The organism is Streptomyces lacaronensis (genome assembly GCF_047337785.1).
GTDB lineage: Bacteria > Actinomycetota > Actinomycetes > Streptomycetales > Streptomycetaceae > Streptomyces > Streptomyces lycopersici.
The window spans coordinates 10975094-11001241 of record NZ_JBLHDK010000003.1 but is presented as its reverse complement, the minus strand read 5'-3'; the positions used below and the strand labels follow the sequence as shown (position 1 = coordinate 11001241).

The following is a 26148-nucleotide window of genomic DNA, read 5'->3' as shown; positions in this document are numbered from 1 at the left end:
CGCCATGCTGATGACCGTCCAGGACTTCGAAACCACCGCCCGGACGAGACTCGACCCCGTCTACACCGACTTCATCGCCGGTGGCGCCGGGGACGAGATCACCGCACGGGCCAATGAAGAGGCGTTCCGGCGGCTGCGGCTGCTGCCCAGGGTGCTGCGCGGCAACGCCGAGCGGGCGCTGGACATCACCGTGCTCGGCAGCCGCGCGCGAACGCCGATCCTGCTCTCGCCGACCGCCTTCCACAAACTCCTCGTCGAGGAAGGGGAGTTGGCCACCGCACGAGCCGCCGCGGCCGCCGGCACGATCATGATCGTGAGCATGGCGTCCACAGTGGCGGTGGAGGACATCGCGGAGGCCACCCGCGGCGCCGGTGAGGGCGGCGACCCGGCGCCCCTGTGGTTCCAGCTCTACCTCCAGCCGGACCTGGAGTTCACCCAGTCCCTGGTGCGGCGGGCCACCGACGCGGGGTGCACCGCGCTGGTGGTCACCGTGGACTCCCCGGTGCGCGGCGCGCACGAGCGCGATCTGCGCAACGGCTTCCTCGACCTGCCGGACGGACTGCGCTGCGAGCACATGGTCGATCCGCGCGAGGGCGGCCGGGTGCGGCCGATCGCCATGTCGCCGGAGATCTCCTGGAGTCATATCGACTGGCTGCGCGGGATCACCTCGCTGCCGATCCTGCTCAAGGGCGCCCTGCACCCCGAGGACGCCCGGCTGGCGGTGCGCCACGGCGTCGACGGACTGCTGCTGTCCAACCACGGGGGCCGTCAGCTGGACACCGTGCCCGCCACGATCGAGCTTCTCCCCGAGATCCACGCGGTGGTGGCCGGACGGATCCCGATCGTGCTGGACGGCGGTGTGCGTCGGGGCACCGATGTGGTCAAGGCGCTGGCACTCGGCGCGTCCGCCGTGGGCATCGGCCGGCCGGTGATGTGGGCCCTGGCCGAGGGCGGTGAGAAGGGCGTACGGCGGCTGCTGGAACTGCTGCGCGCGGAGCTCGACCAGGCACTCGCGCTATGCGGCGCCTCCGGTGTCCAGGGCCTCACCCCGGATCTGGTGCGTGCCCCGGTATGGCCTCCCGCCGACGCCTCGGCCACTCCGCCCGGTGGAGTGGCGTCATGAGCCGCCTCAGACGGGCGGCCACCGGTGCGACGGCCGTGGCGCTGACGGCCAGCCTGCCGTACTGGCTGCCCCGGCTGGTGATCGACCTGCGGGTGCGCCTCTTCGCGCGGGTCAACGGCGAGGAGGGGATACCGGCGCCCGGCCGTGAGGTGCCGGTCGAGGAGTTCAAGCGGGTCTACGGCCATCCGGCCGCGAACGGCCGCAGCCGCGGCGCCGCCCTGTCCGACCTCTTTTGGTACTGGCTCTCCCCCGGCCCCGAGGTCCACCAGGAGCATCTGGAACCCGGCCCGCGGTACGACGAGGTGGCCAGGACGACCCGGCAGATCCTCGCCGGGCTCTCCCGGGAACGGTGGAGCGAACTGGTCGGCCGCTGCACCCGGCGGGTGCTCGATGAACTCGACCAGGGCACCGGCGGATACGGCACCCGGGAACACCGGGTACGGCTGCGCGATCTCATGATGCCGGTGTGGGCCGAGGTCTACTACGAAGTGGTGTTCCGTGAACCGTGCCCGCGCCATGTCCGGGACCTGATCGTCGGCAACGCCGACGACGTGGTCAGCGCCCTGAAGTGCACCAGCCTGCGCCATATGGACCGGCGGAACCGGCTCACCGCGTATCTGCGCGAACGGCTGGCGAGCGATCCCCCGCCGGTGCCGCTGCCGTCGCTGCTCAGTCGGCGGGAACAGGCGTACTACCTCCAGGGCACGTTCTTCAACACCGCCGTGGTGCAGACGTCGGAGGCGATGGCCCATCTGCTGCTGGCACTCGCCACGCACCGGACCGTCCAGGACCGTCTGCTCTCCGGCGAGGAGGACGCCGACTACCTGGACCATGTCATCAACGAGACACTCCAGCACTTCCCGCTGTTCGGCGTGGCCCACCGCATCACCACCGACGAGATCCCCCGGGCCGGAAGACCTGCGATACCGGCGGGCTCGGTCCTGCTGTTCAACTACCCCGAGTATCAGCGGTCGGGAGCCACCGGTCCGCAACGGTTCGACCCCGGCCGCTGGCTGTCCGCCGACACCCGGCCCCCGGCCTTCATCCCGTTCGGCGTGACCGCCAACCGGCCCTGCCCGGCCCGTGGTTTCGCCGTGCTGACCATGCGGGTCGCGGCCGAGGAGATGCTCCGGCGCTTCCGGCTGGCGTCCACGGCCGAGCACACCCGGTCGTTGCCCAGCCGAGGCCCCTGTCTGCTGATCCCGCGCGCCCCCCGGCGGACCACGGTGGCCTGGCGACCGGCCACGCGGGCGGCGAGGCTCGCGGGGATGCGGCTGGCCGACCGGTGGGGGGCGATCCCGCGCAGCCTCACCCAGCTGGTGCTCGGTGGCTACATGGTGTGGGACGCCCGGCGCCAGGGGCTGTGCCGCAACTACTTCGCCACGGCTGCCGGTGACACCGCCGTACCCGCCGTCGCCGGCAGCCGATGAGGAGGGTGAGACGATGACTCCCACAGAGCTCGCCCCCGCCTTCTTCATCGCCGCCGTGGTCATTCTGCTGACCTGCCGTCTGGTGGTGCTGGTGATGGGCCGGTTCAACCAGCCGCCGGTGGTCGGGGAGATGATCGCCGGTGTGGTGCTCGGGCCGTCGCTCTTCGGCCTGGTGGCGCCGGGCGCGTCGGACGCGGTCTTCCCGCCGGAGCTCAAACCGGTGCTGTACGTGGCCGGGCAGATCGGCCTGGTGGCCCTGATGTTCCACGCGGGGTACGAATTCCGGGCCCACGCCGGGCGCGGGCTGGCCGGAACCGCGGTGACGGTCTCCGCCGCCGGGGTGCTGGTGCCGCTGCTGCTGGGCGTGGGGCTGACCTTCGCGTCCGACGGCCATGTCCCCATCTTCGTCGACGGGGTCTCGGTCTGGGTGACGGCGGCCTTCGTCGGGGTCGCCCTCGCCATCACCGCCTTCCCGATGCTGGCCCGCATCATCACCGAGCAGGGGATATCCGGGACCCGGCACGGGTCGCTCTCCCTCGCCTCGGGGGCCACCGATGACGCGGCCGCGTGGCTCATGCTCGCCGGGGTGCTCAGCGTGGCCTCGGAGCAGACGGGGCCGATCGTCAAGGCGCTGGGCGGTTCGCTGCTCTTCGTGGCCGTCCTGCTCCTGGTGGGTCGGCGGCTCCTGGCCTGGATCCTGACCAAGCCGGGGCTGAGCGACGAGTCCCGGCTGCTGTTCACTGTCGCGGTGCTGTTCTGCGGCGCCTGGTTCACCGACACCATCCAGCTGTACGCGGTCTTCGGGGCGTTCTGCACCGGCCTGTCCATGCCCCGCCACGAGGCGTCCGAGCGGGTGGTGCGGACGATTCAGGGAGCAACCCAGGTCATCTTCGTGCCGATGTTCTTCACCTACTCCGGTCTCAACACGCGCTTCGACGTGTTCGCGGACCCGGCCGTGATGGCGTTCGGCGCGGGCTGTGTCGTGCTCGCGTCGGTCGGCAAGTTCGGCGGCTGCTGGGCGGCCGCCAAGCTGTGCGGGGAGCCGGGGGCGGTGGCGGTCCGGGTCGGCGCCCTGATGAACGCGCGCGGGCTGATGCAGCTCATCGCGCTCAACATCGGGCTCTCGGCCGGGATCGTCGGTGATGAGCTGTTCGCGGCGCTGGTCCTGGTGGCCCTGGTGACCACGGTGATGACCGTTCCGGTGCTCAACTGGCTGGACCGCCGGGACGAAAGGTCCCGGGCGGCCGGGGAGCCGGCCGGCACCACGGCGGCGGTGCCGGCCGGGAGCTGAGCGCCACCCTTCGCACGGGAGAGGTCCCGGTGTGCCCGCCGGCACACCGGGACCTCTCAGTCCGGGCGACCCCACACCATCACGCCGTCTCCAGCGGCCCGGTGATCCGCGACAGCAGCGCCCGCTTGTCCGGCTTCCCGCTCGGCGCCACCGGCACCTCGGTCACGACGGTGACGGTGGCGGGGACACTCGCCTCCCCCAACTCCGCCGCGACGAACGCGCGCACGGTGTCGAGGTCCGGTTCACGGCCCTCGGCCGCAACGACGAAGGCGTGCGCGGCCTCGCCGGTGCGCTCGTCGGGCGCGCCCACCACATACGCCTGGTCGACATCGGGATGGGCCGCCAGCGCGCGTTCGATCGCCCCGGCGTAGTGCACGATCGCGTTGATGATGACCACGTCCCGGGCGCGCCCGGTGAGCCGCAGAAAGCCCTGGTCGTCCAGGTGTCCGACATCGCGGGTGCGCACCCACCCGGCCCGCAGCACCTCCCGGGTCCGCGCCTCGTCCTTCCAGTAGCCCACCATCGCCGAGTCGGTGCGCACCCATATCTCGCCGGTGGTCCCGGCGGGCACCGGCCGCCCCTCGGGGTCGCGGACGTCCATCTCCACCCCGGACCACGCCCGGCCCACCGAGTCGTACACCTGATCCGGAAACTCGGCCATCTCATCCGGGGTGAGCAGGGCGAGCATGCCGGTCTCCGTCTGCCCGTAGCCCTGGTGGACCACCGGGCCGAGCAGCCGGGCCGCCTCCGCGAGCCGGTGCGGGGCGAGCGGGGACCCGGCCACCAGCAGCACCCGGAGGCTGGAGGTGTCCACGCGGTCCGTGCGCAGGACGTCCAGCACATGGTGCAGCCGGGGCACGGTCATCAGACACGCGGTGATCCGGTGGCGCTCGAAGACCTGGGGGAAGGCGAACGGCGGTTCGGGGATGACGGCGGTGCCGCCACCCATCAGGCAGACCCCGAGATGCTCGAAGATCACCGCGCTGCTCAGGGTGCCGAAGAGCAGATACCGCTGGTAGCCCGCCGCGAGCCGCGCGGTCCGCTCGGGCCAACGGGCGGACTGCCACGCCCAGTTGAGGGTGAGCGAACGATAGCTTTGCGCACAGCCCTTGGGGCGTCCGGTGCTGCCACTGGTCAGCGTCACCAGGGCGATGTCGTCGGGGCGGCCCTGGGCGGTCAGCTCTCCCGTGGCCTTCGGGTGGGTGTCCAGGAGGTCCCCCAGCCGCAACACGGTCACCCCACCCGCCGCGTCCAGCAATTCGGGGGTGGCACCGGTCTCGTCGGCCACCAGGACGTCGATTCCGTCGGAAAGGACGTACACCAGATGGGCCGGGGTCATGCCGGGCCGCAGCCCCGTCACCCGGCAGCCCAGCGCGTAGGCCGCCACCAGCAGCGCGAAACCCTCGGGCGTCACATCGGTGGCCACTGCCACCGAACGGCCCGGGCCGAGTCCGGCCGCCCGCAGCCCGTCCGCGCACCGGCCGATCAGCTCCAGCACCTCGCCGCGCGAGAGAACGCGCGAGCGGTGTTCGAAGGCGGGCGGCTCCGGCCGCGCGCGGAACGCGTCGATGAGAGCCTGGGGGAAGGGTGCCGTGATGGGCTCGGCGTCGCGGCGGGCGGATCTGTGGCCGGACGCTCCGGCTAACGTGTCCATGTGCGTCTCCGTTCGGGGATGGTGCCCAATGGGACGTGGTGGATCATCCGACACGATACGGCGGAACGGCCCGCCCGGGGCCACGGTTGCGGATCGTGGGCGGCGCCGCGCCACCCACCACCGCACACCGCGCCACCCACCACCGCACACCGCGCCACCCCCGGCGGCGTCCGCCACTCCCCCGTCACCGTCACTCGGTCATTCGCCGCGCCAGATGTTGTCGTAGGCCGCTTCCTCGATGGCTCGCCGCTGCCGCTCGGCCTCCAGCTCCATCACGGCGTCGTTGACGGCGGCGAGCACGGTCACGGTCGCGTCGTCGGCCGCGCCCGCGGCGTCCTCCGCGGGCTCCTCACGGATGCCGATGGCCGCCGCGAGGGTGGCGAGGACGGGCTCGTCCGAGGCCCAGCGGTCCGTCGCGCGGCGGCGGGCGGGCGAGTCGACCGGCACCGCCTGACCGGCGCGGAGCGGCAGCCACCCGTGGCGCCGCCGGGTGATCTGTCCCGCCTCCTCCAGGGCGTCCAGATAGGCGGAGGACAGACCGCGGCCCCTGCGCCACAGCCACTCGCCGACCAGCTCGTGGGGCGGCTGGCGAACCAGTGACGCCGCGGCCTCGTCCAGCAGGCGATCCCCGGTCGGCGGGCAGAGCCCCGGCACGATCCGCTCGCCCTCGATCGCGAGCGCCTCGGTGCCGAGGAGGTCGATCAGCTCGGCTCCCGCGAGCGCGAGCGACAGGTCGCCCCGCTCCAGGGGTCGGATGGGCGCCACGTCCAGAGTGACGATCAGCAGGTCCCGCGGTGTGGTCATCAAACGCTCCGCTCGCCGTTCCCGCCAACGATACGTTCCGAAGCGTTAGGCCGTACGCCGACGTGCCTGCCGGGTACGCCATGTCGGCGGCTCAGGAGCCGGTGGCCCCCCACGCGTGGGCCAGCGCGGCCGCCTCGCCACGTGAGGTGACACCCAGCTTCTCCAGGATGTTCGCCACGTGGAACTTCACCGTCGACTCGCTGCTGGGCGATCTGCCGGTTGCGCCGTCCGCGGGCCAGCTGCTCCAGCACCTCCAGCTCACGCGCCCCCAGGCCGTCCAGCGGATCCTCGCGGGCGGGCTGCGGCGGGCCCAGCGGCAAGGTGGCCGTCACCGTGGTGCCCCTCCGGGACCGCGTCCACGTCCAGCCGTCCGCCCAGCGCGGCCAGCCGCTCCCCGACCCGGCGGGCGTCCAGGGCGGTCCGCCTCAGGACGCCGGGGCCGTCGTCCCGTACGGTGGCGCGCAGCTCGCCCTCGCCGACCTTCCAGCCGATGTGCACGCGGTGCACCGGGCGCGGCGCGCCGTCCCGGCCCGGTCCCTGCTCGTCGAGCATGGCGTGCACCACGGCCCGCACCACCGCGCGGGCCGTATTGGCCACATCGGCCGCGAGCAGCCGGTCCGCGCCCTCCTCGGTGCCGGGCGGTCCGGTCGTCCAGATCGCGGGAGCGCAACACGCCGAGCAGGGCGGACAGGGCGGCGCCGTGGGCGTCGACGAGCTCGGCGATGGCCGTGGCCCGCGCCGCGGCCGCGGCCCGCGACTGGACCAGCATCCCGGGCACCGCCTCCACCGCCATCCGGTCCCGGTGCGCGGTCACCAGGTCCCACAGGGCGCGGGCGGCCGCCAGTGCCTCGCCCGGGACGGGGATCTCCTCGGTCCGTACGAGGACGAGCAGCGCGCCCCGCGCGGTGGCATCGCTGTGCACGGCCAGCACGGGCACCTCGGCTCCGGCCATCCACGCCCGGCCCTGCCAGGTTCCCTCGGCGCGCGCCACCGGGGCGATGGCGGCCATCTCGGCGCTGGTGATGGTGGTTCCGGGGTCGCCGGGCGGGTCGCCGTGGGCCCGTCCCGCGGCCCCGGCTGTTCCTCCGGCCAGGTGGAACTGGCCGGAGGAACGGCCGGGGCGGGGCATGTCCCGGCCGAGGATGGCGTTGTCGCTACAAAAGCCCCTCGACAGGGCTGACGGGAGTGAGAGTGATGAAGGCGATCGTCTACGAGGAGTACGGCGGCCCCGAGGTGCTGCGGCTGAAGGAGACGGAGGAGCCCCATCCGGGTCCCGGGCAGGTGCGGCTGAAGGTCATGGCCGCCGCGGTGAACCCGCTCGACTACAAGATCCGCAGTGGCCGGATGCCGCAGATGGGCCCGGCCGCGTTCCCCGCGATCCCGGGTGTGGAGGCGGCCGGGGTCGTCGACGAGGTCGGTGACGGGGTCACCGATGTGTCGGTGGGCGATGAGGTGCTGGGCTGGACGGACACCGGGGCCTACGCCGCGTACGCGCTGGCCACGGATGTCGCCCCCAAACCGGCCGGACTCGACTGGGAGACGGCCGCGGCGCTGCCCGTGGCCGCCGAGACCTCGGCACGCGTCCTGGACCTGCTGGGGCTGAAGGAGGGCGAGACCCTGCTGCTGCACGGGGCCGCCGGTGCGGTCGGCGGGGTCGGTGTCCAGCTCGCGGTGGCCCGGGGCGCCACGGTCATCGGCACCGCGTCGCCCGCCAACCACGACTATCTGCGCTCGCTCGGCGCGATCCCGGTGGCCTACGGCGAGGGCCTGGCCGACCGGGTGCGCGCCGTGGCGCCCAAGGGCGTCGACGCCGTCTACGACGCGGCCGGCCAGGGTGCCCTGCCCGTGTCGATCGAGCTGCGGGGCGGCACGACCGACCGCGTCGTCACCATCGCCGACCCCGCGGCCGCCGATCTCGGTGTCACCTTCTCGGCGGGTGGCGGCGGCCGCCCGACGGAGGCCATCGCCGACTTCGCCCGGCTCGCCGCGGAGGGCCGGCTGCGGGTGCCCGTGGTGCGGAGCTTCCCGCTCGCCGACGCCGCCGCGGCCCATGAGCAGAGCGAGACCGGCCACATCCGCGGCAAGCTCATCCTGCGGCCCTGATGAGCGCTGCCGCGGCCGCTTTCGTGGCCGCCGTCGTGGCCTAGGAGGCCGCGTTCATCAGGTCCAGTGCACTGTGCTGTCGTGCCGCGTCGGTCTTGTCCAGCGGTCCTGACCAGCGCAGTCCGTACTGGTCCAGGGCGTTGCGGTCGGCGGCGTAGGCGCGGTCCGCCTGCCGTTTGAGGTAGGCCGTGTAGGGGTGGTCGGCCAGTGCCGCGTTCAGCTTGGCCAGCCCCCGCACATGGGCACCCTTGAACGACGGGCCGTCGGCACCGCAGTCGCCGGTCTCGCAGGGGTCCCTGAGGATGCCGTCAGCCGTGTTGAGCTGGGACGAGGTGGTGGCGGCGGTGCCGATGCGACGGGCCGTGTCGAGCACGGAACCGTCACCGGTCGCCCGGTACAGCTCGGTGAGGCCGCCGAGCAGCACACCCTGGTTGTAGGACCAGACCGCGCTGCCGTTGTTCTTGCAGGTGCCCAGGTCGATGCCGTCGTTCACCAGGTTCGAGGAGTTCACCATGCCGGTGCCCTGGAACCAGGTCCACTCCGACTTCGCCCGCTGGAGGTAGGCGGTGTCGCCGGGGATCCGGTTGTGCAGGGCGGCGTTCAGCTGGAGGTAGAGGGAGTTGGCGATGGCGTTCTTGTACGTCTTCGCCGTGCTCCACCACACTCCGCCGCCACAGGTGGAGTCCCAGTAGGAGGCCATGTAGTCGGCGTCGGCGCGGGCGGTGGCGAGATAGCGGGAGTCCCCGGTGAGGTCGTAGGCGGCCACCCAGGCCAGGCCCCACCACCCGGTGTCGTCGATGTAGTCGTTGCGGAACTGCCCGCCCTGCGCACCGAGGTTGAGGTCGTAGGTGCGGGCGATCGCGTACTCATAGCTGTGCATGCCCGTGACGCGGATGTTGTCGATGACGGCCGTGAGGGCGTTGGCCGAGTTCCACCAGCCGGTGGTGGAGAACAGGCCGGTCCCGTTCGAGTAGAACGCCATCTGGGCGGTGGCGGCGGCCGTACGGCGGTCCCCTGCGTTCCAGGTCGTACGGGCCCAGGGCGTGCACGCGATGTCGGTGCGGTCACCGGCCTTGCCGCAGGCCCGCAGCGCGCCGACGCCCTGGGCGCCCCAGTCGTCCACGTTGTACATCAGGGTGCGCCAGCCGCGCTGTCCGGCGGGGACGGCGGTGTTGCCGAGGCGGCTGCCCGAGGACCAGGTCCGGCCGCCGTCGAAGGAACGGTCCAGCCACACCTCGTCACCGGGGCTGCCGTTGTCGATGGAGGCCCAGCCCATCGCGTCGGTGTCGTCGAAGTGCAGGGCGATGGAGCGGGAGAAGACGGTGGCCGTGACGGGGGTGCGGCTCTGCGGGGCGAGCGCCGGATCGCGGGCGTCGCAGTACTTGTTGCACACGGTGGCGGGCGGCGCCGCTTCGGCCGTGGCCGGGAGGAGTTGCGGGGCCAGCAGGGCGAGTGCTCCGATGGCGAGGGCCGCCAGGCGGGTGTGCAGCGGTCTCTTGCGTCTCATGCCGTGCCTCCTCCCGGCCTAGTTGAAGGGGTCCAGGGTGATGGACGCCTGCTGCGGATTGCCGTCGTGGACGAGCGACTCGTGCTGGCCGACGTCGTCGAAGGCGAAGGCGTACGCCTTTCCGTCGGCCATCTGGCCGTGGATGGCGCGGGCGTAGTGGTTGGTCACGCCGTCGGTGTAGAACCCGGCGTCACTGGTGTCCGGCTGGTTGGGGTTGGTGAGCAGGGTCGTGCGGTTGTAGCCCGCGCACAGGGTCCGCGAAATGGGGCCGCGCACCTGGTCGTTGGGTGCGTCGAGGCGCTTGTAGCAGCCGAAGACGGAGTCGGAGTCCGGCTTCTGGAAGCTGGTGACCACGGCTCCCGAACCATTGGTGAAGTTCATGACGTCGCCGGAGACCCGCCCGAAGTACTTGGTGTCCGGCCGGTCGGCGAAGGGCGTGACCGTGAGGGTGGTGCCGGCGTACTTCTGCCACACCCGGTTGATGTAGTCGTCCATCGCGTTCGCGGGCAGGGCGCCTGCCTCGATGCCGTGCCCGGGTGACAGGGCCCGCAGCACGGTGCCGTCCGGGCGGGTCTGGATGAGCTTGCCCCAGCCGCCGGCCTGTGCGCGCAGCGCGTTGAGGACGCCGTTGTAGCCGCCGGGCTTGAGGTGGCCGGTGGTCTTCGCGCTGCCGTCGGCACCCTGCACGCCCACCGCGTACGGCGCGGAGAACATGTCGACCTGGGTGCTGTTGATGTACAGCCCGGAGTCGTCGAGGGTGAACTCGCTCCAGTTGAACAGGATGTTCCGGTTGGGGTCGGAGGGGTTCTGCACGGCGGGCTGCACCAGGCCACCGGTGGTGAGCCGGAAGTCGATCTTCTGGCCGTAGGAGAAGTAGACCCGGCCGGAGAGCTTGGGGATGCGGATCGTCAGGGACTGGCCGCCCGCCGGTCCGGCGATCGACGCGTCGGGCGCCGGGGTGGGCGGGTTGCCACCGGCGGGCCAGGGGTGGAAGGTCCCGGAGGCGTCGGCCCAGCCCTGCTGCCCGGTCGAGAGCAGGGTGCCGAGCGTATAGACGTAGATCTGGTCGCCGCGCCCTGAGTTGTTGGTGAACTTCAGCGGGATCGTGCTCGGCACGGCCGGCCGGGCGGACGCCTCGGGGGCCAGTGCGGTCATGCCCAGGGCCAGGAGTAAGGCCGACAGGCAGCAGGGCAGGGTCCGGAATCGGGTGGAGACGCGTCTGGACATACGCCACCTCTCGCGCGGCCCCACGGGCCGCGTCAGCGGGGGGAATGGGGGGTCTCATAAAGCGGGGGTGCCGGAAGTGCAGAGTCATCATGGCAGTGAACATGACACTGGTCTAGACATTCTCACGTGCCGACATCAGCGCAGGGCCGGATCCGGAGCCCTGAGGTCCGCGGAGCCCGCCGGGTCGAGGTCGTCCCGCTTGGCACGGAGCTCGTCGGCGCCCTCTTCGAGGCGCTCGGCCGGGCCGGGCTGCTCCCCGATGTGCGGCGGATGCCCATGGGGCTGGAGACACATGTGGCGGAGGGTGGGAGTGCGCTCTCGGGAGGCCAGCGCCAGCGCCTGGCGATCGCCCGCGCGCTCCTGGCCGACCCCGCGCTGCCGGTGCTGGACGAGGCCACGAGTCATCTGGACGCCGTGACCGAGGCGGAGGTGGCCGGTGAGCTGTCCGCGCTGGGCTGTACCCGGATCGTCGTCGCGCACCGGTTCAGCACGATCATGGACACGGACGAGATCGTCGTCCTGGACGACGGCCGTTTCACGGAGCGGGGAGGCCACGACGACCTGATGCTCGCCGGGGGCCGGTACGCCGCGCTGGTGCACCGGCAGCTCCCGGCCTCGCTCCGGCCCTCGTGATCGCCACCGCGCCGACGTGGGCGTTCGGGCGTAAAATGGGCGGCGTCCGCACCAGGAGGGCATGAGGAGCGGAGGCATCAGATGACCGAGGCAGCCCCCTCCCGCACCGAACGCAAACGGGAAGCCGGCCACCCGGACGTGCCGTGGACGACCCCCTCGCAGGCCGAGGGCGAGCGCGACGACGAGACGGACACCGGCCACCCCGACGTACAGAGGACGACTCCCTCACAGGCCGAAGGGGAACGGGACTAGCCACCCCTCTCGGCACCCGGGCCCGCGGGCCGGTGATCTCCCACCGGCGGGCGGGCCCAGCCATGTGGCCCGGACGCGGCGGCGGACGCGTACTGCCGCTCCACGCCGGGGAGGGTCTCCCGGGCGGAGCGGCCCCGGCGGGTCGCTATCCTGACCGGGGAGGCGAGATGGCACGCGCGACACAGACCACCGGGACACCCGGCACCGGCCGACCGGCGGCACGCCACCACGGCAACCGGCACGGACGCAGCGAGCAGGCCCGGCTCGCGGTGCTGAACGCGGCCGACGACCTGCTGGTCGAGAAGGGCTTCGCGGGCGTCACCATGGAGGGCATCGCCACCCGGGCCGGTGTCGCCAAACAGACCATCTACCGCTGGTGGAGCACCAAGACCGACGTCCTCATGGACGCCTTCCTCCAGGACGTGGCCGAGGACCTGACCGTGCGCGACCACGGCGACCTCGCCCGGGACCTGCGCACCTATCTGCGCGAGCTGGCCTGGTTCCTCAGCGCGTCCGACTCCGGTGCCGTCTTCAAGGCCCTGATCGCCCACGCGCAGCACGATCCGGCGTTCGCCGGGGACTTCCGGTCCCGGTACCTCGACGACCAGCGCGGCCGCGACCGCCTTCCGCTGGAACGGGCCCTGGAGCGCGGGGAGTTGCCGCCCGGCCTCGATCTGGCGGCCGAGACCGACCAGCTCATGGGCCCCGTCTACTACCGGGTGCTGGTGACCGGCGAACCCGTCGGCCAGGAGTTCACCGACCGGCTCGTCGACGCCTTCCTCCACCGCCACGGGCTGACGGCACCGGCGAAGGACTGAACACCCGCAAGTCCGAAGTCCGAGGGGAGTCACCGCCCGGACGGCGCCGTGACCACCGGTGCCGCGACCGCCGCTACCGGGAGACCGTCCACGAACAGGGCGCCCGCGAGCAGCACGGCGCTTCCGCGCGGCGCGATGCCCCGCTCCCGCAGCTCCGTGTCCAGAGCGGACAGGGCAGCGGTGCCCTCGGGCGTGGCGGTGCCACCCGCCTCGAGCACGCCATGCGCCCCCTCCTTCACCCGTCGCAGGCCGGGCGGGCCCGCCCGGTACAGCGGCCCGGTGTCCTGGAGGGTGCTCATCACGGTGAGCAGCGCGTCCAGGCGCGCCTGGCTCTCGGTGGCCCCCGCCGCACGCGCCCGGGACAGGGCGTCCAGGGCGCGGCGCACATGGGGAAAGGCGGCCCGTGCCTCGCCGCGCGCGCCCGGCGCCCCATAGGTGGCGGAGACATGCGAGCCCGGCGAGGGGCGGCGCGGTGCGCCACGGTCGGGGTGGTCCGCGATCCGTTTGGCGGTGGCGGTCAGCTCGTCGGGCCCGGCACCGGGGCACAGCGCGGCGGCCGCCACCAGCAGGCCCATCACCCACAGCGCGCCATGGTGGAGGGGGCCGGTGGCCGCGTCGCCACCGGCCCGTGCCATCGTCCACTCGGCGCAGCGGCCGATGGCTCCCAACTCCTCGCGCAGCGCCCGGGTCGGCTCCCCGGGACGGCGGGCCGCGGCGGCCATGGCCGCGAACCCGGGCGTCAGCGCCTTGGCCGACCAGCGCAGCGCGAGCAGATCCGCACCCGTGGCGCGGGCCTGGAGATCGCGGGTGTCGGCGAGGCCCGGTTTGGGCGTCAGCTCCACCTGGGCGATCAGGGCGAGCACGGCGGCCCGTGCCAGTGCCTCGTCCGTGGAGCGCGTCATCGGCATGCCCGGAGGCTAGACGGCGAACCTTTGACGGACATGAGGCGTTTCTGTGGCCCCGCTGTGCGGCGTGGCCGGGCAAGGCGGACGTCGGCCGGTGACGGAGACGTCAGCCGGTGACGTGGACGCCAGCCGGTGGTGGGGACGTCAGCCGGTGGTGGGATGCGTCAGCCAGGGGTGGACACGGGCTGTGCGGGGCCGCTCCGCGGTGTGCTCCGCACGGTACGGAGGCCGGTGAGCCCGATCATCACGGTGGCGAACAGCGCGGTGGCGGCGAACACGGTGAAGCCCCAGCGGCGGGGTCATCGGCGACTCCTTGAGTTGAGTGGGCGGGAGAGGGCATGGTGGTGCCGCGGCGACGCTCGGCCGTGCGGCGGCGGGCACGTCACCCGGCCGGCCACGGGGTACGCCGACGCGGCCGAGGTGGTGGAGGCCGTGGTGGGCCTCTCCGCCCACGCCACCGGCGCCGACGCCGCGCCTGCCGCAGCTGCTCCAACGCATGCTGCTTGGCCTGCTCTCCGGTGCCTGGACGGGGGTCCTTCGGCATCGTGTGCCCTCCTGAGTGAGTGCCTGTGGAAGGCAAATCTGGGCCAACAAAATTGTCAACGATTTCGTTGCCAATATTGACGACAGGGAAATCGGCCCACGCACCGCTGATTCCGGCCTCGCTCCGGCCCCGTGACAGGGAAAGCCGGGGTTGCTTCAATGGTCCGGCGGTTCCCCATCGGACCCCGTAGACCGTTGGAGCGTGCCCGTGCCTCTCTCGCGTCGTGCTCTCGTCTCCACGCTCCCGGCGGCCGCACTGGCGGCCATGGCCCTCCCGCTGCGCGCACGGGCGGCGGGACACCCGGCGACGGCCGGTGAAGCGACCGGTGCCGCTCACACCCGGCTGATCGACAACACCGTGGCCGTCTTCGCCGGGACGCGGGAGACCAACGCCCGCCCCGAGGTGCGCGCCAAGCTCGCCTCCATCGCCGCGACCGCCCGCTCCCGGCTCACCGCGATGGACCGCGCCGGGCAGGGCGAGCTCTTCCAGGGCCTCGCCCTGGGCACCAGCGATCCCAACCTGGTCACCTCGTTCCAGTACCTCTACGAGATCGCCCTCGCCACCCGCACCCCGGACGGCGGCACACCGTCCGGACTCCACGGCGACACCGATGTCCAGCGGCGCGTCATCGACGGTCTGATCTGGCTCCACGAGCACTACTACGGCGACCAGTCGAAGGGCTACTACGGCAACTGGTTCACCTGGGAGATCGGCATCTCCACCCACGTCAGCAAGATGCTGGCGCTGCTCGCTGACGAACTCGCCGCCTACCGGCCCGATCTCGCCGCCGGCTACGTGGCCTCGATGGACGCGTATCTGCGCAACGGCAAGGACGGCGACGTCGACCTCGACTCACGCTTCCACACCGGCGCCAACCTCGCCGACATCACCACCAACCGCGTCCTCCAGGGCGCCGTCCTCGGCGACGAGGCCCGGATCACCAAGGCCATCGCCGACCAGCTGACCATCCTGGCCACCATCGACCCGTACGAGCTCCGGCACGGGGTCACCGACGGCTTCTACGCCGACGGTTCCTTCATCCAGCACGCGTCCGTGGCCTACACGGGCTCCTACGGCAAGGGCCTGCTCACCCGTGTCGTGCAGAGCGTCAAGATGCTCGACGGCACCGGCTACACGACCGACGACCAGCTGGTCCGCGTCGTCCAGGGATGGGTGGTGAACGGCTTCGCGCCGCTGATCTTCGAGGGCTGGCTGATGGAGATCGTCAAGGGACGCGGGGTGTCCCGGCCGGCCACGGGGTACGCCGACGCGGCCGAGGTGGTGGAGGCCGTGGTGGGCCTCTCCGCCCACGCCACCGGCGCCGACGCCACGGCGCTCAAGGGCTATGTGGCGTATCTGCGGCAGACCTCGAAGGCCGCGCTCGACCCTTCGGGGTTCGTGTCCCCGGTGAGCATCGCGGCCTACGCCGACATCCTCGCCGACTCCTCGATCCCGGCGAGCGACCTCGGGCCCGCCGAGCGCCATGTGGCGTTCAACGCGATGGACAGAACCGTCCACCGGCGCCCCGGCTACGCGTTCGCCCTGGCCCGGAGCTCATCCAGGATCAGCAGATACGAGTACATGAGCGGTGAGAACCTGATGCCCTGGTTCCAGGGGGACGGCGCCCACCATCTGTATCTGTCCGGCCAGGACCAGACCCAGGCGTTCGGCATCGACTATCTCACCACCGTCCCGCCCCAGCGCCTCGCCGGTGTCACCGCCCCCGTGGAGACGCGCCGCACGATCCCCGAGCTGTACGGCACGCTCTGGTACGACAACCCCGAGCGTGGCTTCACCTCCTCCTCGGAGGCGCAGAACACCTATGTCTACTTCCCCCGATCCACCCGTCCGTTCTCCGGTGGCGCCGCCCTGGGCCCGTACGGGGTGGCGGGGTTCGTCCAGTCCGACGACGTGGCGTACGCCGCGAAGCAGGAGGGCGATTTGCCCGAGGACTTCGTGGTGTACCGCAACGCCGACGCCACCAAGTCGTGGTTCCTGTTCGACGACGAGATCGTGGTGCTGGCCGCGGGTGTCGGCGACGCCACCGGCCGCGCGGTGACGACCACCCTCGACACCCGGATCGCCGCGCCCTCGGACACCCTCACTCTCAGCGGGCGGCTCAGCGACGGTGCGCCCTGGTCCGGCACCGGCACCGCCCCGCTCGCATGGCTGTGCTTCGCCAATACCACCCGGGCCGCCTCGGTCGGATATGTCTTCCTCGACGGCCCACCGCCCACCGTCACACTGGACACGGTCACCCGCAGTCGCCGCGCGGTCCGTCTCGCCAACCCCGACCTTCCGGTGACCAAACAGCTCTTCGCCGTGACCGTGGAGCGGGCGGCGGGCGCGCCGCACACCTCGATGGCGTACGCCCTCGTCCCGAATACCACCGAGCGCCAGCTGGGCGGCTACGCCCGCCGCCCGCTCACCGTCCTGGCCAACACCACCCGGCTCCAGGCCGTGGCCCACCGGGGCCTGCGGATCACCGCGCTCAACGCGTTCACCCCCGGCAGCCACCACGCCGGGCGGCTGTCGGTGCGCGGCCCCGGCTCGGTGATCCTGCGGGAGACGCGGGACGGCGGCGTGGCGGTCGCGGTGTCCGATCCGACCACCGAGCGCGACACGGTCTCGCTCGTCGTGCGGGGCCGGAGGATGAGGGCCGTGGCGGTGGACGACGGTGTCCGGGTGGGCCGGGTCCCCGGCGGCACCCGGATCGTCGTCACCACCCGCCACGCCTACGGCCGGAGCTTCACGGCGACGCTGCGCTGAGCTGCGAGGTACGCAGATGCTGGGCGCCCGAGCGGACCGCCCACAGGAACACGGCGAGCGCGAGGACACCCACCGTCACGGTGTCGTACGGCGCCGGGAGGCGGCCGGAACCACCGAAGGTGCCCAGCCACGACAGCACGGTCAGCGCGGCGAGGTGGAAGACCAGCCAGGCGCCGCGCCGCAGCTCCTCCCCCAGCGGTGTGCCTCCGTCCTCGCGGCGCTGCACCAGGAACAACACGGCGCCGACCAGGACGAAGGGCAGCGCGAGGCGCAGATCGTGCCAGCCGGACCAGTAGACGAACTCGCTGGCCACCACGAAGCTCACCGGGGCGATCCAGCGCACCCCCGGCACCTGGCCCTCGGCCCGCGCCACTCCCCGCTCACGGTCGTGCGCCCGGAACGCCGCGACGGCCACCGCCGAGGCGGCGTAGATCAGCAGATACATATCCCCCATCACGCTTACGATGTCCTGCCAGCCGCCGAACGGCAGCATGAAGACGACGATGACCGCGAGGTTGAGCAGCAGCGCCCGCCGCGCCACCCCGGACCAGGGGTGGATGCGCATGAAGAAGCGGGGCAGCAGACCGTTCTTGGCCAGGGCGTACGTATGGCGAGCGTCGATGGCCACGCCCACATAGGCCGATCCGCCCGGTGAGACCACCGCGTCGGCGTAGAGCAGCGTGGCCAGCCAGTGGAGGTTGAGCACCAGGGCGAGCTGTCCGAAGGGCGACTCGAAGTCGACTCCCTTCCAGCCGTGGCCCAGCAGCGACTCGGGCACCGTGTAGAGGAACGCCAGCTGGAGTCCGAGGTAGACCAGCACGGCGAGGCCGATGCCGGTGAGCACGGCGGCCGGTACGTTACGGCGCGGATTGCGGGCCTCACCGGAGAAGTCGAGCGGGGCCTGGAAGCCGTTGACGGAGTACACGATGCCGCCGCCGGCGAGCGCCGTCAGGCAGGCCGCGTAACCGTACGGGGCGAAACCACCGTGATCGGTGAGGCGCCCGGAGTGGGTGCCGGACAGGAACAGCGCGACGATGGTGAGGATGGGGACGACGACCTTGAACACCGAGATCAGGTTGTTCAGCCGGGCGAATATCCGTACGGCGAACCAGTTGCACGCCGTCAGTACGACACTCAGGGCCACGGCCACCGCGAGGCCCGAGGCGCTCAGGGTGCCGCCGTTGTAGAGCCCCGGCAGATAGTGGGCGGCGTACTGCATGATCGCGCTGATCTCGGCCGCCGTACCGCCCACCGAGAGCAGCACCGACCAGCCGATCATCGTGCCGACCAGCCGTCCGCTGGCGTACAGCGGCCAGCGGACGGTGCCGCCGCCCTCCGGTCGAGTGGCGCCGAGTTCCACCATGACCAGCGCGATCAGGGCACACAGCACACCCGCCGCGATCCAGGACAGCAGGGCGGCGGGGCCGGCGGTCTGGGCGGCGTACAGGGCCGCGAACAGCCACCCGGACCCCAGGATGTTGGAGAACCCGATCGCGGTCAGGGCCCAGAATCCGAGGTCCTTGTGGAGTCGTCGCTCCTCGGCGAGCACCTCCGGCGCGGCGATGGACTCCGGTGGGTGGTTCTGCGGCACGGTGGCTCGTCTCCTCATGGTGCACGAACAGGCAAAGGCCCAGCGTGCCATGCGTGCCGACGGGCTCCGCCGACGCGCCCCGGGCTCCGGGCCTCGGGCCTCGGGCCTCGGGTCTCGGTGCGAGCCCGTGCGAGGCGATCGACGGAAAAACACACCCCACCGGAGAGGAATCGCCGGATATCGGCCGGGGGCGTGCTCTCATGCTTCAGGTGTCCTCTCCCTCCCGCCGTGATGTCCTGCGGTCCGCGAGCGGTGCCGTGGCGGCCACGACGTGCGGCGTCGGCTGCGGCCATCACGCCGACTCCTCGTCGTCCCGGCCGGCCGGTCCCAGCGGGACGCCCTCCTCCGGAGCGGCCTCGGACCGGGCCACGCCCGCCGGGCACGCGCCACGCGGACCGGTGCGCTTCCCCGGGCTGCCACCGCGGATCGCCCACGGGCCGCGTGGCGGAAGCGCGGTGGCCCTCACCTTCCACGGCCAGGGCGACGCGGAGCTCGCCCGCTCACTGCTGTCCGAGGCCGAGCGGGCCGGGGCCCGTGTCACCGTCCTCGCCGTCGGCACCTGGCTGGACGAACATCCGGAGATGGCCCGGCGGGTTCTGGACGGCGGCCATGAGCTGGGCAACCACACCATGCGGCATCGCGCCGTATGCGCCCTGCCCGCCGACGAGGCGTACGCGGAGATCGCCGAGTGCGCCGACCGGCTGCGCCGCCTCACCGGGACCATCGGCAGCTGGTTCCGGCCGTCGCAGGCCCGTACCGCCACGGACCTCGTGACCCGTCTCGCGGCCCGCGCCGGATACCCGCACGTCCTCTCCTACGACGTGGACTCGCTCGACTTCCAGGACCCGGGGCCGGACGCGGTGCGGGACGCGGTCCTCGGCCAGGTCCGCGCCGGTTCCGTGGTCAGTCTGCACTTCGGCCACTCCGGGACCCTGACCGCGCTGCCCGCGGTCCTCGACGGTCTGCGCCGGCGCGGTCTGCGCGCGGTCACCACGACGGAGCTGATGCACTCCGATGGCGTAGCAGCGACGGCGGGGCCCGGAAGGCGTACCGAGACTGGGTGAGACGCCGGGAAGCCACCCGTGTGTGCCCGTACGGGAGTGGAGGAGACACCATGCCCCGGAGCGGAGGAGACCCCATGACCCACCGCAAGGATCTCGGACTGCTGGCCCTGCGCCTCGGCGTGGGCGGGGTGCTGGTCGCGCATGGCACGCAGAAGCTCTTCGGCTGGTGCGGCGGCGATGGCCTGGACCGAACCGCCCAGGCCATGGAGGCGATGGGCTTCCGTCCGGGGCGGGTCAGCGCCGTGGTAGCCGGGCTGGGCGAGGCGGGCGGCGGGCTGCTGCTCGCGCTCGGGTTCGCCACTCCCGGGGCCGGGGCGGCGGCCGCGGGGACGATGGCGGGGGCGGTGTCGGTGAGCGCGCCGGCCGGGTTCTTCGCCCAGTCCGGAGGGTATGAGTTCCCGGCCCTGCTGGGTTGCTCGGCGGCGGCGCTCGGGATCTCGGGGCCCGGCCGCTACTCCCTCGACCACCTCACCTGCCATGTGCTGGACCGGCCGTGGCTGATCGCGACGGCGTTCACCACGAGCGCGCTGGCGGCGGCCGCGGTGATCAAGCGCAGGATGGCGGTGACCGCGGAGCGTGAGCTCGCCGAGGAGGAGCTCTACGAGTAGAGGCCCATCCACTCGGGCAGAGCCCCATCCATCCGGGCAGAGCCCCATCCATCCGGGCAGAGCCCCATCCATCCGGGCAGAGCCCCGTCCTTCCGGGCAGAGCCCGGTCCACCCCGCCTCGTATCACCTCTCTGGCAGGTGACGCACCGCGTGCGAGAGGCGGCCTCGTGCGCCATGGTGGATGCCAGAGCCGGGGAACGGTTCGCACTGGTGGAGGGTGGGTGCGGATGTTCAGCAGGCGCAGCTTCTGGAAGATCGTGGGTGCGGGTGCGGTCGGGGCACCGCTCGCCGCCCGGACCGCCACCGGCTCTGCGGAGGCCGCGGGGATGCTTTCGGACTCACCGGAGCAGGGGATGCCGGCCACGCGGCCGCACCCGTCCTTCGCCGACCTGCGGCAGATCAGGGCCGGTGTACTGAACGTCGGCTACTCCGAGGCCGGTCCGGCCCATGGCCCCGCGGTCGTCCTGCTGCACGGCTGGCCCTATGACATCCACAGCTACGCCGATGTGGCGCCCTTGCTGGCCGCCAAGGGCTATCGGGTGATCGTCCCGTATCTGCGCGGCTACGGGACGACGCGCTTCCTGTCGCCCCGGACACTCCGGGACGGCCAGCAGTCGGTGTTCGCCCTCGATCTCATCGCGTTGATGGACGCCCTCGGGATCGAGCGGGCGATCCTCGCCGGATTCGACTGGGGCTCGCGCACGGCCGACATCGTCGCGGCGCTGTGGCCGGAGCGCTGCGAGGCCCTGGTCTCGGTGACCGGCTATCTGATCACCAACCGGACGGCGAACAGGCAGCCGCAGCCACCGAAGGTCGAATGGGCCTGGTGGTATCAGTACTACTTCGCCACCGAGCGGGGTGCACTCGGGCTGGAGAATCCCGACTACCGACGCCAACTGGCGCGGCTCGTCTGGCGGTTCAACTCCCCGACGTGGCATTTCGACGACGCCACCTTCGCGCGCACCGCCGCCGCCTTCAGGAATCCGGACTATGTGCGCATCGTGATAAACAACTATCGCTGGCGGCTGGGGCTCGCGGCGGGCGATCCCCGGTACGACGGTCTGGAGCGGCGGCTGGCCAAGGGCCCCGTCATCGGCGTCCCCACGGTCACGCTGGACGGCGGGCGCGATCCGTTCACCCCGGCCGGGGGCGGTGCCGCCTACCGGGACAAGTTCTCCGGCCCGTACGCCCACCGGACGCTGAAGGGCATCGGCCACAATGTGCCCCAGGAGGCTCCCGAAGCCTTCGCCGATGCCGTGGTCGAGGCCGACCGTCTGCGACGGCGCTGAGCGGCGCGACCGCGCTGAGCGGCGCGACCGGGCCACGGGAGGCCATGGAAGGCCAGGTCCGAAGGGGGCAGGGGATGGCGGAGTTCGAGGTGGCCACCGGCGCCACGGAGTTCCCCGGCGGCGACGACCGGGGCCGCGAGGCCGCGGTGCGGACCGCGTTCGAGGGGCTGCTGCAAATCCGCCGGCTGATGAACGCGGACACCGCCGACTCCCCCGACACCGCGGGGGCGCCCGCCGAGTGGGAGCGGCGTCAACCGGTGCGGGCCGTGGCCCTGGCGCTGGAGGCGGCCGGTGTTCCGCCGTCGGCCGTCGACGCGGAGGGCCGCCGTACGGCGACCGGATACTGCCTCGGCGCGGCGGAGCGGACCGGGATGGTGCGGGTCGAGTGGCTGGGGCCGCCGGGAAGTGGCGCCGGGTACGCGGCGGAGGGCGCGCTGCGGAACTGCGCGGCCGTACTGCGGCGGCTGGGCTGGGAGGCGCTGGAGTACCGGGGGCCACGCCGCCACCGCTACCTCGAGGTCGAGCCGCCCCCGGCCGGGCCTGCCCGCCGCTGACCGAGCCGGTGACCGGGACGGTGGGCTACCCCCGGCCCGGGAGGCGGGGGCTGATGCCCTGTCCGCCTCCCGGGGCGGTGTCGCTCACGCGTTGGGGTCGAAGGGGATGTCGGACGGTTTGGCCTTCGCCAGGTGGGAGTTGAGCGTGCTGTCCTTCAGGCCGAGGGTGGCGCTGCCGAAGTCTGCCTGGCTCAGCTTGTCGCGCAGCCCGGCGGGGTAGCCGTTCCAGCCGACCAGCGCGGGGTACTGCCAGGTGTGCTGGTGGTTCTCCGGCGGCTCGTCGTTGGAGTTCGCCGGGCGGAAGCAGTGGGTGCTGAGGCCGTCCTTGTGGTAGACGACCTTGGGGTGGGTGCCGTCCCAGCGGATCTGGTCCCGGTTGTAGATGTTGAAGTTGCCGTGGGCCGAGGTGGCGACGTACTTGGCCTCGTTGCCCTGCACCCACACCACGACGTGTTCCCAGTCGTGGCGGTGGCCGCCGAGACCGCTCCCGGCCACGGCCTGGTCCTTCTCGAAGTACAGGCCGTAAATGATCGCGCACCAGCCGTTGTTGCACTTGGAGCGGGAGTATCCGTTGGTGTTGTCCAGGTCCCAGGAGTCGCGGCACTGGCCGTTGAGGGCGCCGCTCGGGTCGAGACCGCCCGCGATCGTCCCGTCGGGGCCGATGGCGGGCGTGGGGTAGCAGCCGTCGGTGTCGTAGTCGAACGCCGGCTGGAACGTCTGCTCCGTGCCGTCCGCGTTGGCGGGCAGGGACTTGGGCGGGTCCGCGAGCGCACTGCCCGGGAAGGCCATGACCAGCACGATGGCGCTGCCGAGGATGGCGGACACTCTGCCGATCCGCGAACTCTTCTTCACTGCGTCCTCCTGAACGACCGCGGCGTGGCCGCACGCCGGGAAGGTGGGGGGTTGGCATGCTCAGGTCAGCATGATCGCATTCCTTGAGCGGCGGCGGGAGATGTCGCCGTGATGAAGAGTCAGCCAACAGCTATAGCAGGTGTGCTGGGACGGGATGAAAGAGGGTGGGGCGCCGGGCGGGGAGGGTGAGCGCCTCCCCGGCAACCTCGGCTTCCGCCGCGTCCGCGACGCCTGGGCCTTCTTTTATTCCGGGATGTTGACGAAATAGATTGGCGTACGCATGCTGGTCGGCATGCACCCCCATCAGGACGGCCCGCTGGCCCGGCTACGGCGGGGACACGAAGACTTGGTACTGGACCTGTTGCGCAAACACGGCCCGCTCAGCCGGGCCGAACTGGGGCAGCACAGCGGGCTCTCCCGGACCACCCTCAGCGATATCGTCACCGAGCTGATCGAGAGCGGCGCCGTGGTCGCCACGGCGCCCGGAACGGCCCCGCGCAGGCGGGGGCGGCCGGTGGAGGCGCTGACGCTCAACCCCAGCGCGGGCCAGGCCATCGGTATCGACTTCGCCCGCCGGGCGGTGCATGTCTCCGCGATCAACGTCGCCCACGAGGTGATCGGTTCGGCCAGTGAACCGCACGACCCGGGGCTGCCCTGGGAGGAACGGATCGCCCTGGCCGAGCGGCTGGTCGGCACACTCGCCGAAGGCGCCCTGCGGCTGGGCCCGCTGAACGCCATCGGCGTGGGTGTCGTCGGCCCGGTCGAGGACCCCGACGCGGGGCCCGACGCGGGGGGCGCGCAACCCTGCCCCTCCGCCGATCTGCCCGCCCTGCTGCGCAAGCGCTTCGAGGCCCCGGTGCTGGTGGACAACAACACCCGGCTCGCCGCGCTCGCCGAGGCCACCTGGGGCGCCGCGGCGGGCGGTCAGGACGTGCTGTATCTGCGGCTGTCGCACGGTGTGGGCGGCGGGCTGGTGGTGGCCGGCGCCCTGCACCGCGGGGCGTACGGCCTGTCCGGCGAGTTCGGGCATATCGCGGTCGAGTCGGGCGACGGACGATGTTCGTGCGGCGCCACCGGCTGCCTGGAGACGGTGGCCTCGGTGGGCGCCGTGCTCGCCGCCTACCGCCGCGCGGGCGGCCACGCGGACGGCCTGGCCGCGCTCCTCGGGGCGCTGGAGGCCGGCGATCCGGTGGCGCTGCGCACCCTGGAGGCGGCCGGCACCCATATCGGCACCGTGCTGGCGGCGGTGTGCAACGCGATCGGCCCCGGGGTGATCGTGCTCGGTGGCGAACTGGCCGCGGCCGGCCCACCGCTCTTCGAGCCGGTCGAACGGGCGCTGCGCGCACACATCATGCCGATCTCACGGGACCGCGTGGACCTGAGGCCGGCGGCGCTCGGCGAGACCGGCGGCGCCCTGGGCGGTATCGCCCTTGTCCTGCGTGAATCCCCCCTGCTCAGCCATTACCCGGCCCGTCCGGGCTGATCCGGCCCGGTCCCGGGCCGAAGAGGAGGACCCATGTACCCCGCGAGGCGTCCATGACGGTGGTCACCGCGCCCGAGAAGACCCCCACGACACCACAAGCGCCACGCGGCGCACGACGCACCGTCCACCCCCTCGTGTTCAATCTGATCGCCCTCGTCCTGGCCATCGCCCTCTGGGCGCTGACCGCCGCGGCGGGGCTCGCGGACATCCCCGGACCGCTCTCCGTGAGCTCCCGGGCGCGGGAACTGCTCTCCGACGGAACCCTCACCGAGGACGCGCTGGCCAGCCTTCAGCGGGTGCTCCTGGGATTCGCGCTCGGCACTCTGGTCGCCGTGCCCGTGGGCTTCCTGATGGGCTGGTATCCGGTGGCCCGGGGCCTGTTGGAACCGTACGTCCAGTTCTTCCGTACGATCCCGCCACTTGCGCTGATTCCGCTGGTGATCGTGCTGATGGGCATCGGCGAGGCCCCGAAGATCTTCGTCATCTTCCTGGCGGCGTTCATGTCCTGTGTGGTGGCCGCCTTCCAGGGGGTGACCGGAGTGGACCGGACGCTGATCGACGCGGCGCGGGTGCTCGGCGCCTCGGACCGGACCGTCTTCCTCAAGGTGGTCATCCCGGCGTCCACGCCGTTCATTCTGGTGGGCATGCGCATCGGGCTCGGCGCGGCCTGGGCGACCGTGGTGGCGGCCGAGATGATCGGCGCCCAGAAGGGTCTCGGCTTCGAGATGGTCCACGCCCAGACCTACTACGACGTTCCCACGATTTTCGTGGGTCTGATCAGTATCGGTGTCATCGGCCTGGTCATGGACCGTCTGTTGCTCCTGGCCGAACGCCGTCTCACCGCGTGGCAGGAGCGTCGATGAGCCCCAAGATCTCTTTCCGGGACGTGGTCAAGACGTACCCGATGAAGAGCACCACCTTCACCGCCCTCGGCCAGGTCTCCCTGGACATCGGGGACCGGGAGTTCGTCGCGGTCGTCGGCCCGTCCGGCTGTGGCAAGTCCACCCTGCTGTCCATGGTGGCCGGACTGGTGGAACCCACCTCCGGCACGGTCACGGTGGACGGCGCGCCGGTCACCGGGCCGGGACCGGACCGTGGGGTGATCTTCCAGCAGTACGCGCTGTTCCCGTGGCTGACGGTGCGCGGCAATGTCGAGTTCGGGCTGAAGCTGGCACACGTCCCCGCCGCGGAGCGCCGACGGCGCGCCGATCACGCCATCGAGCTGGTCGGACTCGCCGACTTCGCCGACGCCCTGCCCAAGACGCTCTCCGGGGGGATGAAACAGCGCTGCGCCATCGCCCGCGCCTACGCCGTGGACCCCGAAGTCCTGCTGATGGACGAGCCGTTCGGGGCGCTGGACGCGCTGACCCGGGTGCAGTTGCAGGACCAGCTGCTGGACACCTGGACTCAGGAGCGGCGCACCGTCCTGTTCATCACGCATGACGTCGACGAGGCGGTGTATCTGGCCGGTCGGGTGGTCGTGATGGCCGCGAGGCCCGGCCGGATCCACCGGGTCATCGACGTGGACCTCCCCTATCCGCGGACCGAGGAGATCCGGCTCTCGGCCGAGTTCGCGCGCATCCGCAACGACGTCTGGACCCACGTCTACCACCAGTCACCGGCCGGCTCCGCCGCCTGACCCACTCC

General features: G+C 72.2%; 25 protein-coding genes. 16 read left to right on the top strand and 9 right to left on the bottom strand.

Going from position 1 to position 26148, the window contains the following annotated elements:
• The first annotated feature begins 4 nt into the window (after positions 1-4).
• Genes ACMTAK_RS47540 through ACMTAK_RS47530 form a run of 3 tightly spaced genes read left to right on the top strand, consistent with a single transcriptional unit; the run spans position 5 to position 3844 of the window.
• Positions 5-1123 (top strand): alpha-hydroxy acid oxidase, encoded by a 1119-nt coding sequence (locus tag ACMTAK_RS47540; RefSeq protein ID WP_413811926.1) that lies wholly within the window; start codon positions 5-7, stop codon positions 1121-1123.
• Entirely contained in the window at positions 1120-2553 is a 1434-nt protein-coding gene (locus ACMTAK_RS47535; protein ID WP_413811925.1) for a cytochrome P450, read from the top strand. Before ACMTAK_RS47540 ends, ACMTAK_RS47535 begins: the two co-directional genes overlap by 4 nt.
• 13 nt (positions 2554-2566) lie before the next feature.
• Entirely contained in the window at positions 2567-3844 is a 1278-nt protein-coding gene (locus ACMTAK_RS47530; protein ID WP_413811924.1) for a cation:proton antiporter, read from the top strand.
• A 79-nt stretch (positions 3845-3923) separates the two neighbouring features.
• Here the strand turns inward: ACMTAK_RS47530 and ACMTAK_RS47525 are convergent, their stop codons facing one another.
• The 4 genes from ACMTAK_RS47525 to ACMTAK_RS47510 all read right to left on the bottom strand — a co-directional run bounded on the left by ACMTAK_RS47525 (position 3924) and on the right by ACMTAK_RS47510 (position 6854).
• Entirely contained in the window at positions 3924-5498 is a 1575-nt protein-coding gene (locus tag ACMTAK_RS47525) for a class I adenylate-forming enzyme family protein (RefSeq protein ID WP_413811923.1), read from the bottom strand.
• A 198-nt stretch (positions 5499-5696) separates the two neighbouring features.
• The gene (locus ACMTAK_RS47520; RefSeq protein WP_413811922.1) at positions 5697-6302 is read right to left on the bottom strand and encodes a GOLPH3/VPS74 family protein; all 606 of its coding nucleotides are present in this window, start codon (positions 6300-6302) and stop codon (positions 5697-5699) included.
• 91 nt (positions 6303-6393) lie between these two features.
• Entirely contained in the window at positions 6394-6492 is a 99-nt protein-coding gene (locus ACMTAK_RS47515) for a hypothetical protein (protein ID WP_413811921.1), read from the bottom strand.
• A gap of 68 nt (positions 6493-6560) precedes the next feature.
• Positions 6561-6854, bottom strand: a complete 294-nt coding sequence (locus tag ACMTAK_RS47510) for a sensor histidine kinase (protein WP_413811920.1) — start codon at positions 6852-6854, stop codon at positions 6561-6563.
• On the opposite strand from ACMTAK_RS47510, the gene ACMTAK_RS47505 reads away from it, so the two are divergent.
• Positions 6853-7482 carry a hypothetical protein gene (locus ACMTAK_RS47505; protein ID WP_413811919.1) on the top strand — a complete coding sequence of 210 codons (630 nt, stop codon included), beginning with the start codon at positions 6853-6855 and terminating at the stop codon, positions 7480-7482. The two genes, ACMTAK_RS47510 and ACMTAK_RS47505, sit on opposite strands and share 2 nt — an antisense overlap.
• 14 nt (positions 7483-7496) lie before the next feature.
• On the top strand, positions 7497-8405 hold the full coding sequence (locus ACMTAK_RS47500) for an NADP-dependent oxidoreductase (protein ID WP_413811918.1): 909 nt from the start codon (positions 7497-7499) through the stop codon (positions 8403-8405).
• Between the two features lie 40 nt (positions 8406-8445).
• On the opposite strand, the gene ACMTAK_RS47495 is transcribed toward ACMTAK_RS47500, so the two are convergent.
• Both ACMTAK_RS47495 and ACMTAK_RS47490 read right to left on the bottom strand, forming a co-directional pair.
• Positions 8446-9912: a glycoside hydrolase family 76 protein gene (locus ACMTAK_RS47495; protein ID WP_413811917.1), complete on the bottom strand. Its 1467-nt coding sequence runs from the start codon at positions 9910-9912 to the stop codon at positions 8446-8448.
• A gap of 18 nt (positions 9913-9930) precedes the next feature.
• Positions 9931-11067: a glycoside hydrolase family 64 protein gene (locus ACMTAK_RS47490; RefSeq protein WP_413813214.1), complete on the bottom strand. Its 1137-nt coding sequence runs from the start codon at positions 11065-11067 to the stop codon at positions 9931-9933.
• 198 nt (positions 11068-11265) lie between these two features.
• Between ACMTAK_RS47490 and ACMTAK_RS47485 the strand changes: the two genes are divergently transcribed.
• The 3 genes from ACMTAK_RS47485 (at position 11266) to ACMTAK_RS47475 (ending at position 12842) form a co-directional block, all read left to right on the top strand.
• Positions 11266-11772 (top strand): ATP-binding cassette domain-containing protein, encoded by a 507-nt coding sequence (locus tag ACMTAK_RS47485; RefSeq protein ID WP_413811916.1) that lies wholly within the window; start codon positions 11266-11268, stop codon positions 11770-11772.
• 81 nt (positions 11773-11853) lie between these two features.
• Positions 11854-12024, top strand: coding sequence for a hypothetical protein (locus ACMTAK_RS47480; RefSeq protein ID WP_413813294.1), 171 nt, complete (start codon positions 11854-11856; stop codon positions 12022-12024).
• Between the two features lie 167 nt (positions 12025-12191).
• Complete coding sequence (locus ACMTAK_RS47475) at positions 12192-12842, top strand: TetR/AcrR family transcriptional regulator (RefSeq protein ID WP_413811915.1); 651 nt, start codon at positions 12192-12194, stop codon at positions 12840-12842.
• 29 nt (positions 12843-12871) lie between these two features.
• On the opposite strand, the gene ACMTAK_RS47470 is transcribed toward ACMTAK_RS47475, so the two are convergent.
• Entirely contained in the window at positions 12872-13744 is an 873-nt protein-coding gene (locus ACMTAK_RS47470) for a triphosphoribosyl-dephospho-CoA synthase (protein ID WP_413813213.1), read from the bottom strand.
• Between the two features lie 754 nt (positions 13745-14498).
• Between ACMTAK_RS47470 and ACMTAK_RS47465 the strand changes: the two genes are divergently transcribed.
• Positions 14499-17060 (top strand): polysaccharide lyase family 8 super-sandwich domain-containing protein, encoded by a 2562-nt coding sequence (locus tag ACMTAK_RS47465; RefSeq protein WP_413813212.1) that lies wholly within the window; start codon positions 14499-14501, stop codon positions 17058-17060.
• On the opposite strand, the gene ACMTAK_RS47460 is transcribed toward ACMTAK_RS47465, so the two are convergent.
• Positions 17041-18669 carry an APC family permease gene (locus ACMTAK_RS47460; protein WP_413811914.1) on the bottom strand — a complete coding sequence of 543 codons (1629 nt, stop codon included), beginning with the start codon at positions 18667-18669 and terminating at the stop codon, positions 17041-17043. The genes ACMTAK_RS47465 and ACMTAK_RS47460 overlap by 20 nt on opposite strands.
• A 182-nt stretch (positions 18670-18851) precedes the next feature.
• On the opposite strand from ACMTAK_RS47460, the gene ACMTAK_RS47455 reads away from it, so the two are divergent.
• From ACMTAK_RS47455 to ACMTAK_RS47440, 4 genes are all read left to right on the top strand, one after another.
• Complete coding sequence (locus ACMTAK_RS47455) at positions 18852-19715, top strand: polysaccharide deacetylase family protein (RefSeq protein ID WP_413811913.1); 864 nt, start codon at positions 18852-18854, stop codon at positions 19713-19715.
• Between the two features lie 74 nt (positions 19716-19789).
• Complete coding sequence (locus ACMTAK_RS47450; protein ID WP_413811912.1) at positions 19790-20323, top strand: DoxX family protein; 534 nt, start codon at positions 19790-19792, stop codon at positions 20321-20323.
• Positions 20324-20550: 227 nt separating this feature from the next.
• Positions 20551-21612: an alpha/beta fold hydrolase gene (locus tag ACMTAK_RS47445; protein WP_413811911.1), complete on the top strand. Its 1062-nt coding sequence runs from the start codon at positions 20551-20553 to the stop codon at positions 21610-21612.
• A gap of 74 nt (positions 21613-21686) precedes the next feature.
• On the top strand, positions 21687-22166 hold the full coding sequence (locus ACMTAK_RS47440; protein ID WP_413811910.1) for a hypothetical protein: 480 nt from the start codon (positions 21687-21689) through the stop codon (positions 22164-22166).
• 84 nt (positions 22167-22250) lie between these two features.
• On the opposite strand, the gene ACMTAK_RS47435 is transcribed toward ACMTAK_RS47440, so the two are convergent.
• On the bottom strand, positions 22251-23018 hold the full coding sequence (locus ACMTAK_RS47435) for an NPP1 family protein (RefSeq protein ID WP_413811909.1): 768 nt from the start codon (positions 23016-23018) through the stop codon (positions 22251-22253).
• Positions 23019-23298: 280 nt separating this feature from the next.
• Between ACMTAK_RS47435 and ACMTAK_RS47430 the strand changes: the two genes are divergently transcribed.
• From ACMTAK_RS47430 to ACMTAK_RS47420, 3 genes are read left to right on the top strand one after another with little or no spacing between them, the layout of a single operon-like run.
• Positions 23299-24501, top strand: coding sequence for an ROK family transcriptional regulator (locus tag ACMTAK_RS47430; protein WP_413811908.1), 1203 nt, complete (start codon positions 23299-23301; stop codon positions 24499-24501).
• A gap of 53 nt (positions 24502-24554) precedes the next feature.
• Positions 24555-25364 (top strand): ABC transporter permease, encoded by an 810-nt coding sequence (locus ACMTAK_RS47425; protein WP_413811907.1) that lies wholly within the window; start codon positions 24555-24557, stop codon positions 25362-25364.
• Entirely contained in the window at positions 25361-26140 is a 780-nt protein-coding gene (locus ACMTAK_RS47420) for an ABC transporter ATP-binding protein (protein WP_413811906.1), read from the top strand. The genes ACMTAK_RS47425 and ACMTAK_RS47420 overlap by 4 nt, the downstream gene beginning before the upstream one ends.
• Positions 26141-26148: the final 8 nt, after the last annotated feature.

Coding starts and splice junctions, on each gene's coding strand:
- ACMTAK_RS47480 (WP_413813294.1), top strand. CDS start 11,854: ATGACCGAGGCAGCCCCCTCCCGCACCGAACGCAAACGGGAAGCCGGC.
- ACMTAK_RS47500 (WP_413811918.1), top strand. CDS start 7,497: ATGAAGGCGATCGTCTACGAGGAGTACGGCGGCCCCGAGGTGCTGCGG.
- ACMTAK_RS47490 (WP_413813214.1), bottom strand. CDS start 11,067: ATGACCGCACTGGCCCCCGAGGCGTCCGCCCGGCCGGCCGTGCCGAGC.
- ACMTAK_RS47430 (WP_413811908.1), top strand. CDS start 23,299: ATGCTGGTCGGCATGCACCCCCATCAGGACGGCCCGCTGGCCCGGCTA.
- ACMTAK_RS47425 (WP_413811907.1), top strand. CDS start 24,555: ATGACGGTGGTCACCGCGCCCGAGAAGACCCCCACGACACCACAAGCG.
- ACMTAK_RS47450 (WP_413811912.1), top strand. CDS start 19,790: ATGACCCACCGCAAGGATCTCGGACTGCTGGCCCTGCGCCTCGGCGTG.
- ACMTAK_RS47505 (WP_413811919.1), top strand. CDS start 6,853: ATGGCGTGCACCACGGCCCGCACCACCGCGCGGGCCGTATTGGCCACA.
- ACMTAK_RS47460 (WP_413811914.1), bottom strand. CDS start 18,669: ATGAGGAGACGAGCCACCGTGCCGCAGAACCACCCACCGGAGTCCATC.
- ACMTAK_RS47455 (WP_413811913.1), top strand. CDS start 18,852: ATGCTTCAGGTGTCCTCTCCCTCCCGCCGTGATGTCCTGCGGTCCGCG.
- ACMTAK_RS47540 (WP_413811926.1), top strand. CDS start 5: ATGCTGATGACCGTCCAGGACTTCGAAACCACCGCCCGGACGAGACTC.
- ACMTAK_RS47525 (WP_413811923.1), bottom strand. CDS start 5,498: ATGGACACGTTAGCCGGAGCGTCCGGCCACAGATCCGCCCGCCGCGAC.
- ACMTAK_RS47420 (WP_413811906.1), top strand. CDS start 25,361: ATGAGCCCCAAGATCTCTTTCCGGGACGTGGTCAAGACGTACCCGATG.
- ACMTAK_RS47520 (WP_413811922.1), bottom strand. CDS start 6,302: ATGACCACACCGCGGGACCTGCTGATCGTCACTCTGGACGTGGCGCCC.
- ACMTAK_RS47445 (WP_413811911.1), top strand. CDS start 20,551: ATGTTCAGCAGGCGCAGCTTCTGGAAGATCGTGGGTGCGGGTGCGGTC.
- ACMTAK_RS47495 (WP_413811917.1), bottom strand. CDS start 9,912: ATGAGACGCAAGAGACCGCTGCACACCCGCCTGGCGGCCCTCGCCATC.
- ACMTAK_RS47530 (WP_413811924.1), top strand. CDS start 2,567: ATGACTCCCACAGAGCTCGCCCCCGCCTTCTTCATCGCCGCCGTGGTC.
- ACMTAK_RS47475 (WP_413811915.1), top strand. CDS start 12,192: ATGGCACGCGCGACACAGACCACCGGGACACCCGGCACCGGCCGACCG.
- ACMTAK_RS47440 (WP_413811910.1), top strand. CDS start 21,687: ATGGCGGAGTTCGAGGTGGCCACCGGCGCCACGGAGTTCCCCGGCGGC.
- ACMTAK_RS47470 (WP_413813213.1), bottom strand. CDS start 13,744: ATGACGCGCTCCACGGACGAGGCACTGGCACGGGCCGCCGTGCTCGCC.
- ACMTAK_RS47535 (WP_413811925.1), top strand. CDS start 1,120: ATGAGCCGCCTCAGACGGGCGGCCACCGGTGCGACGGCCGTGGCGCTG.
- ACMTAK_RS47510 (WP_413811920.1), bottom strand. CDS start 6,854: ATGCTCGACGAGCAGGGACCGGGCCGGGACGGCGCGCCGCGCCCGGTG.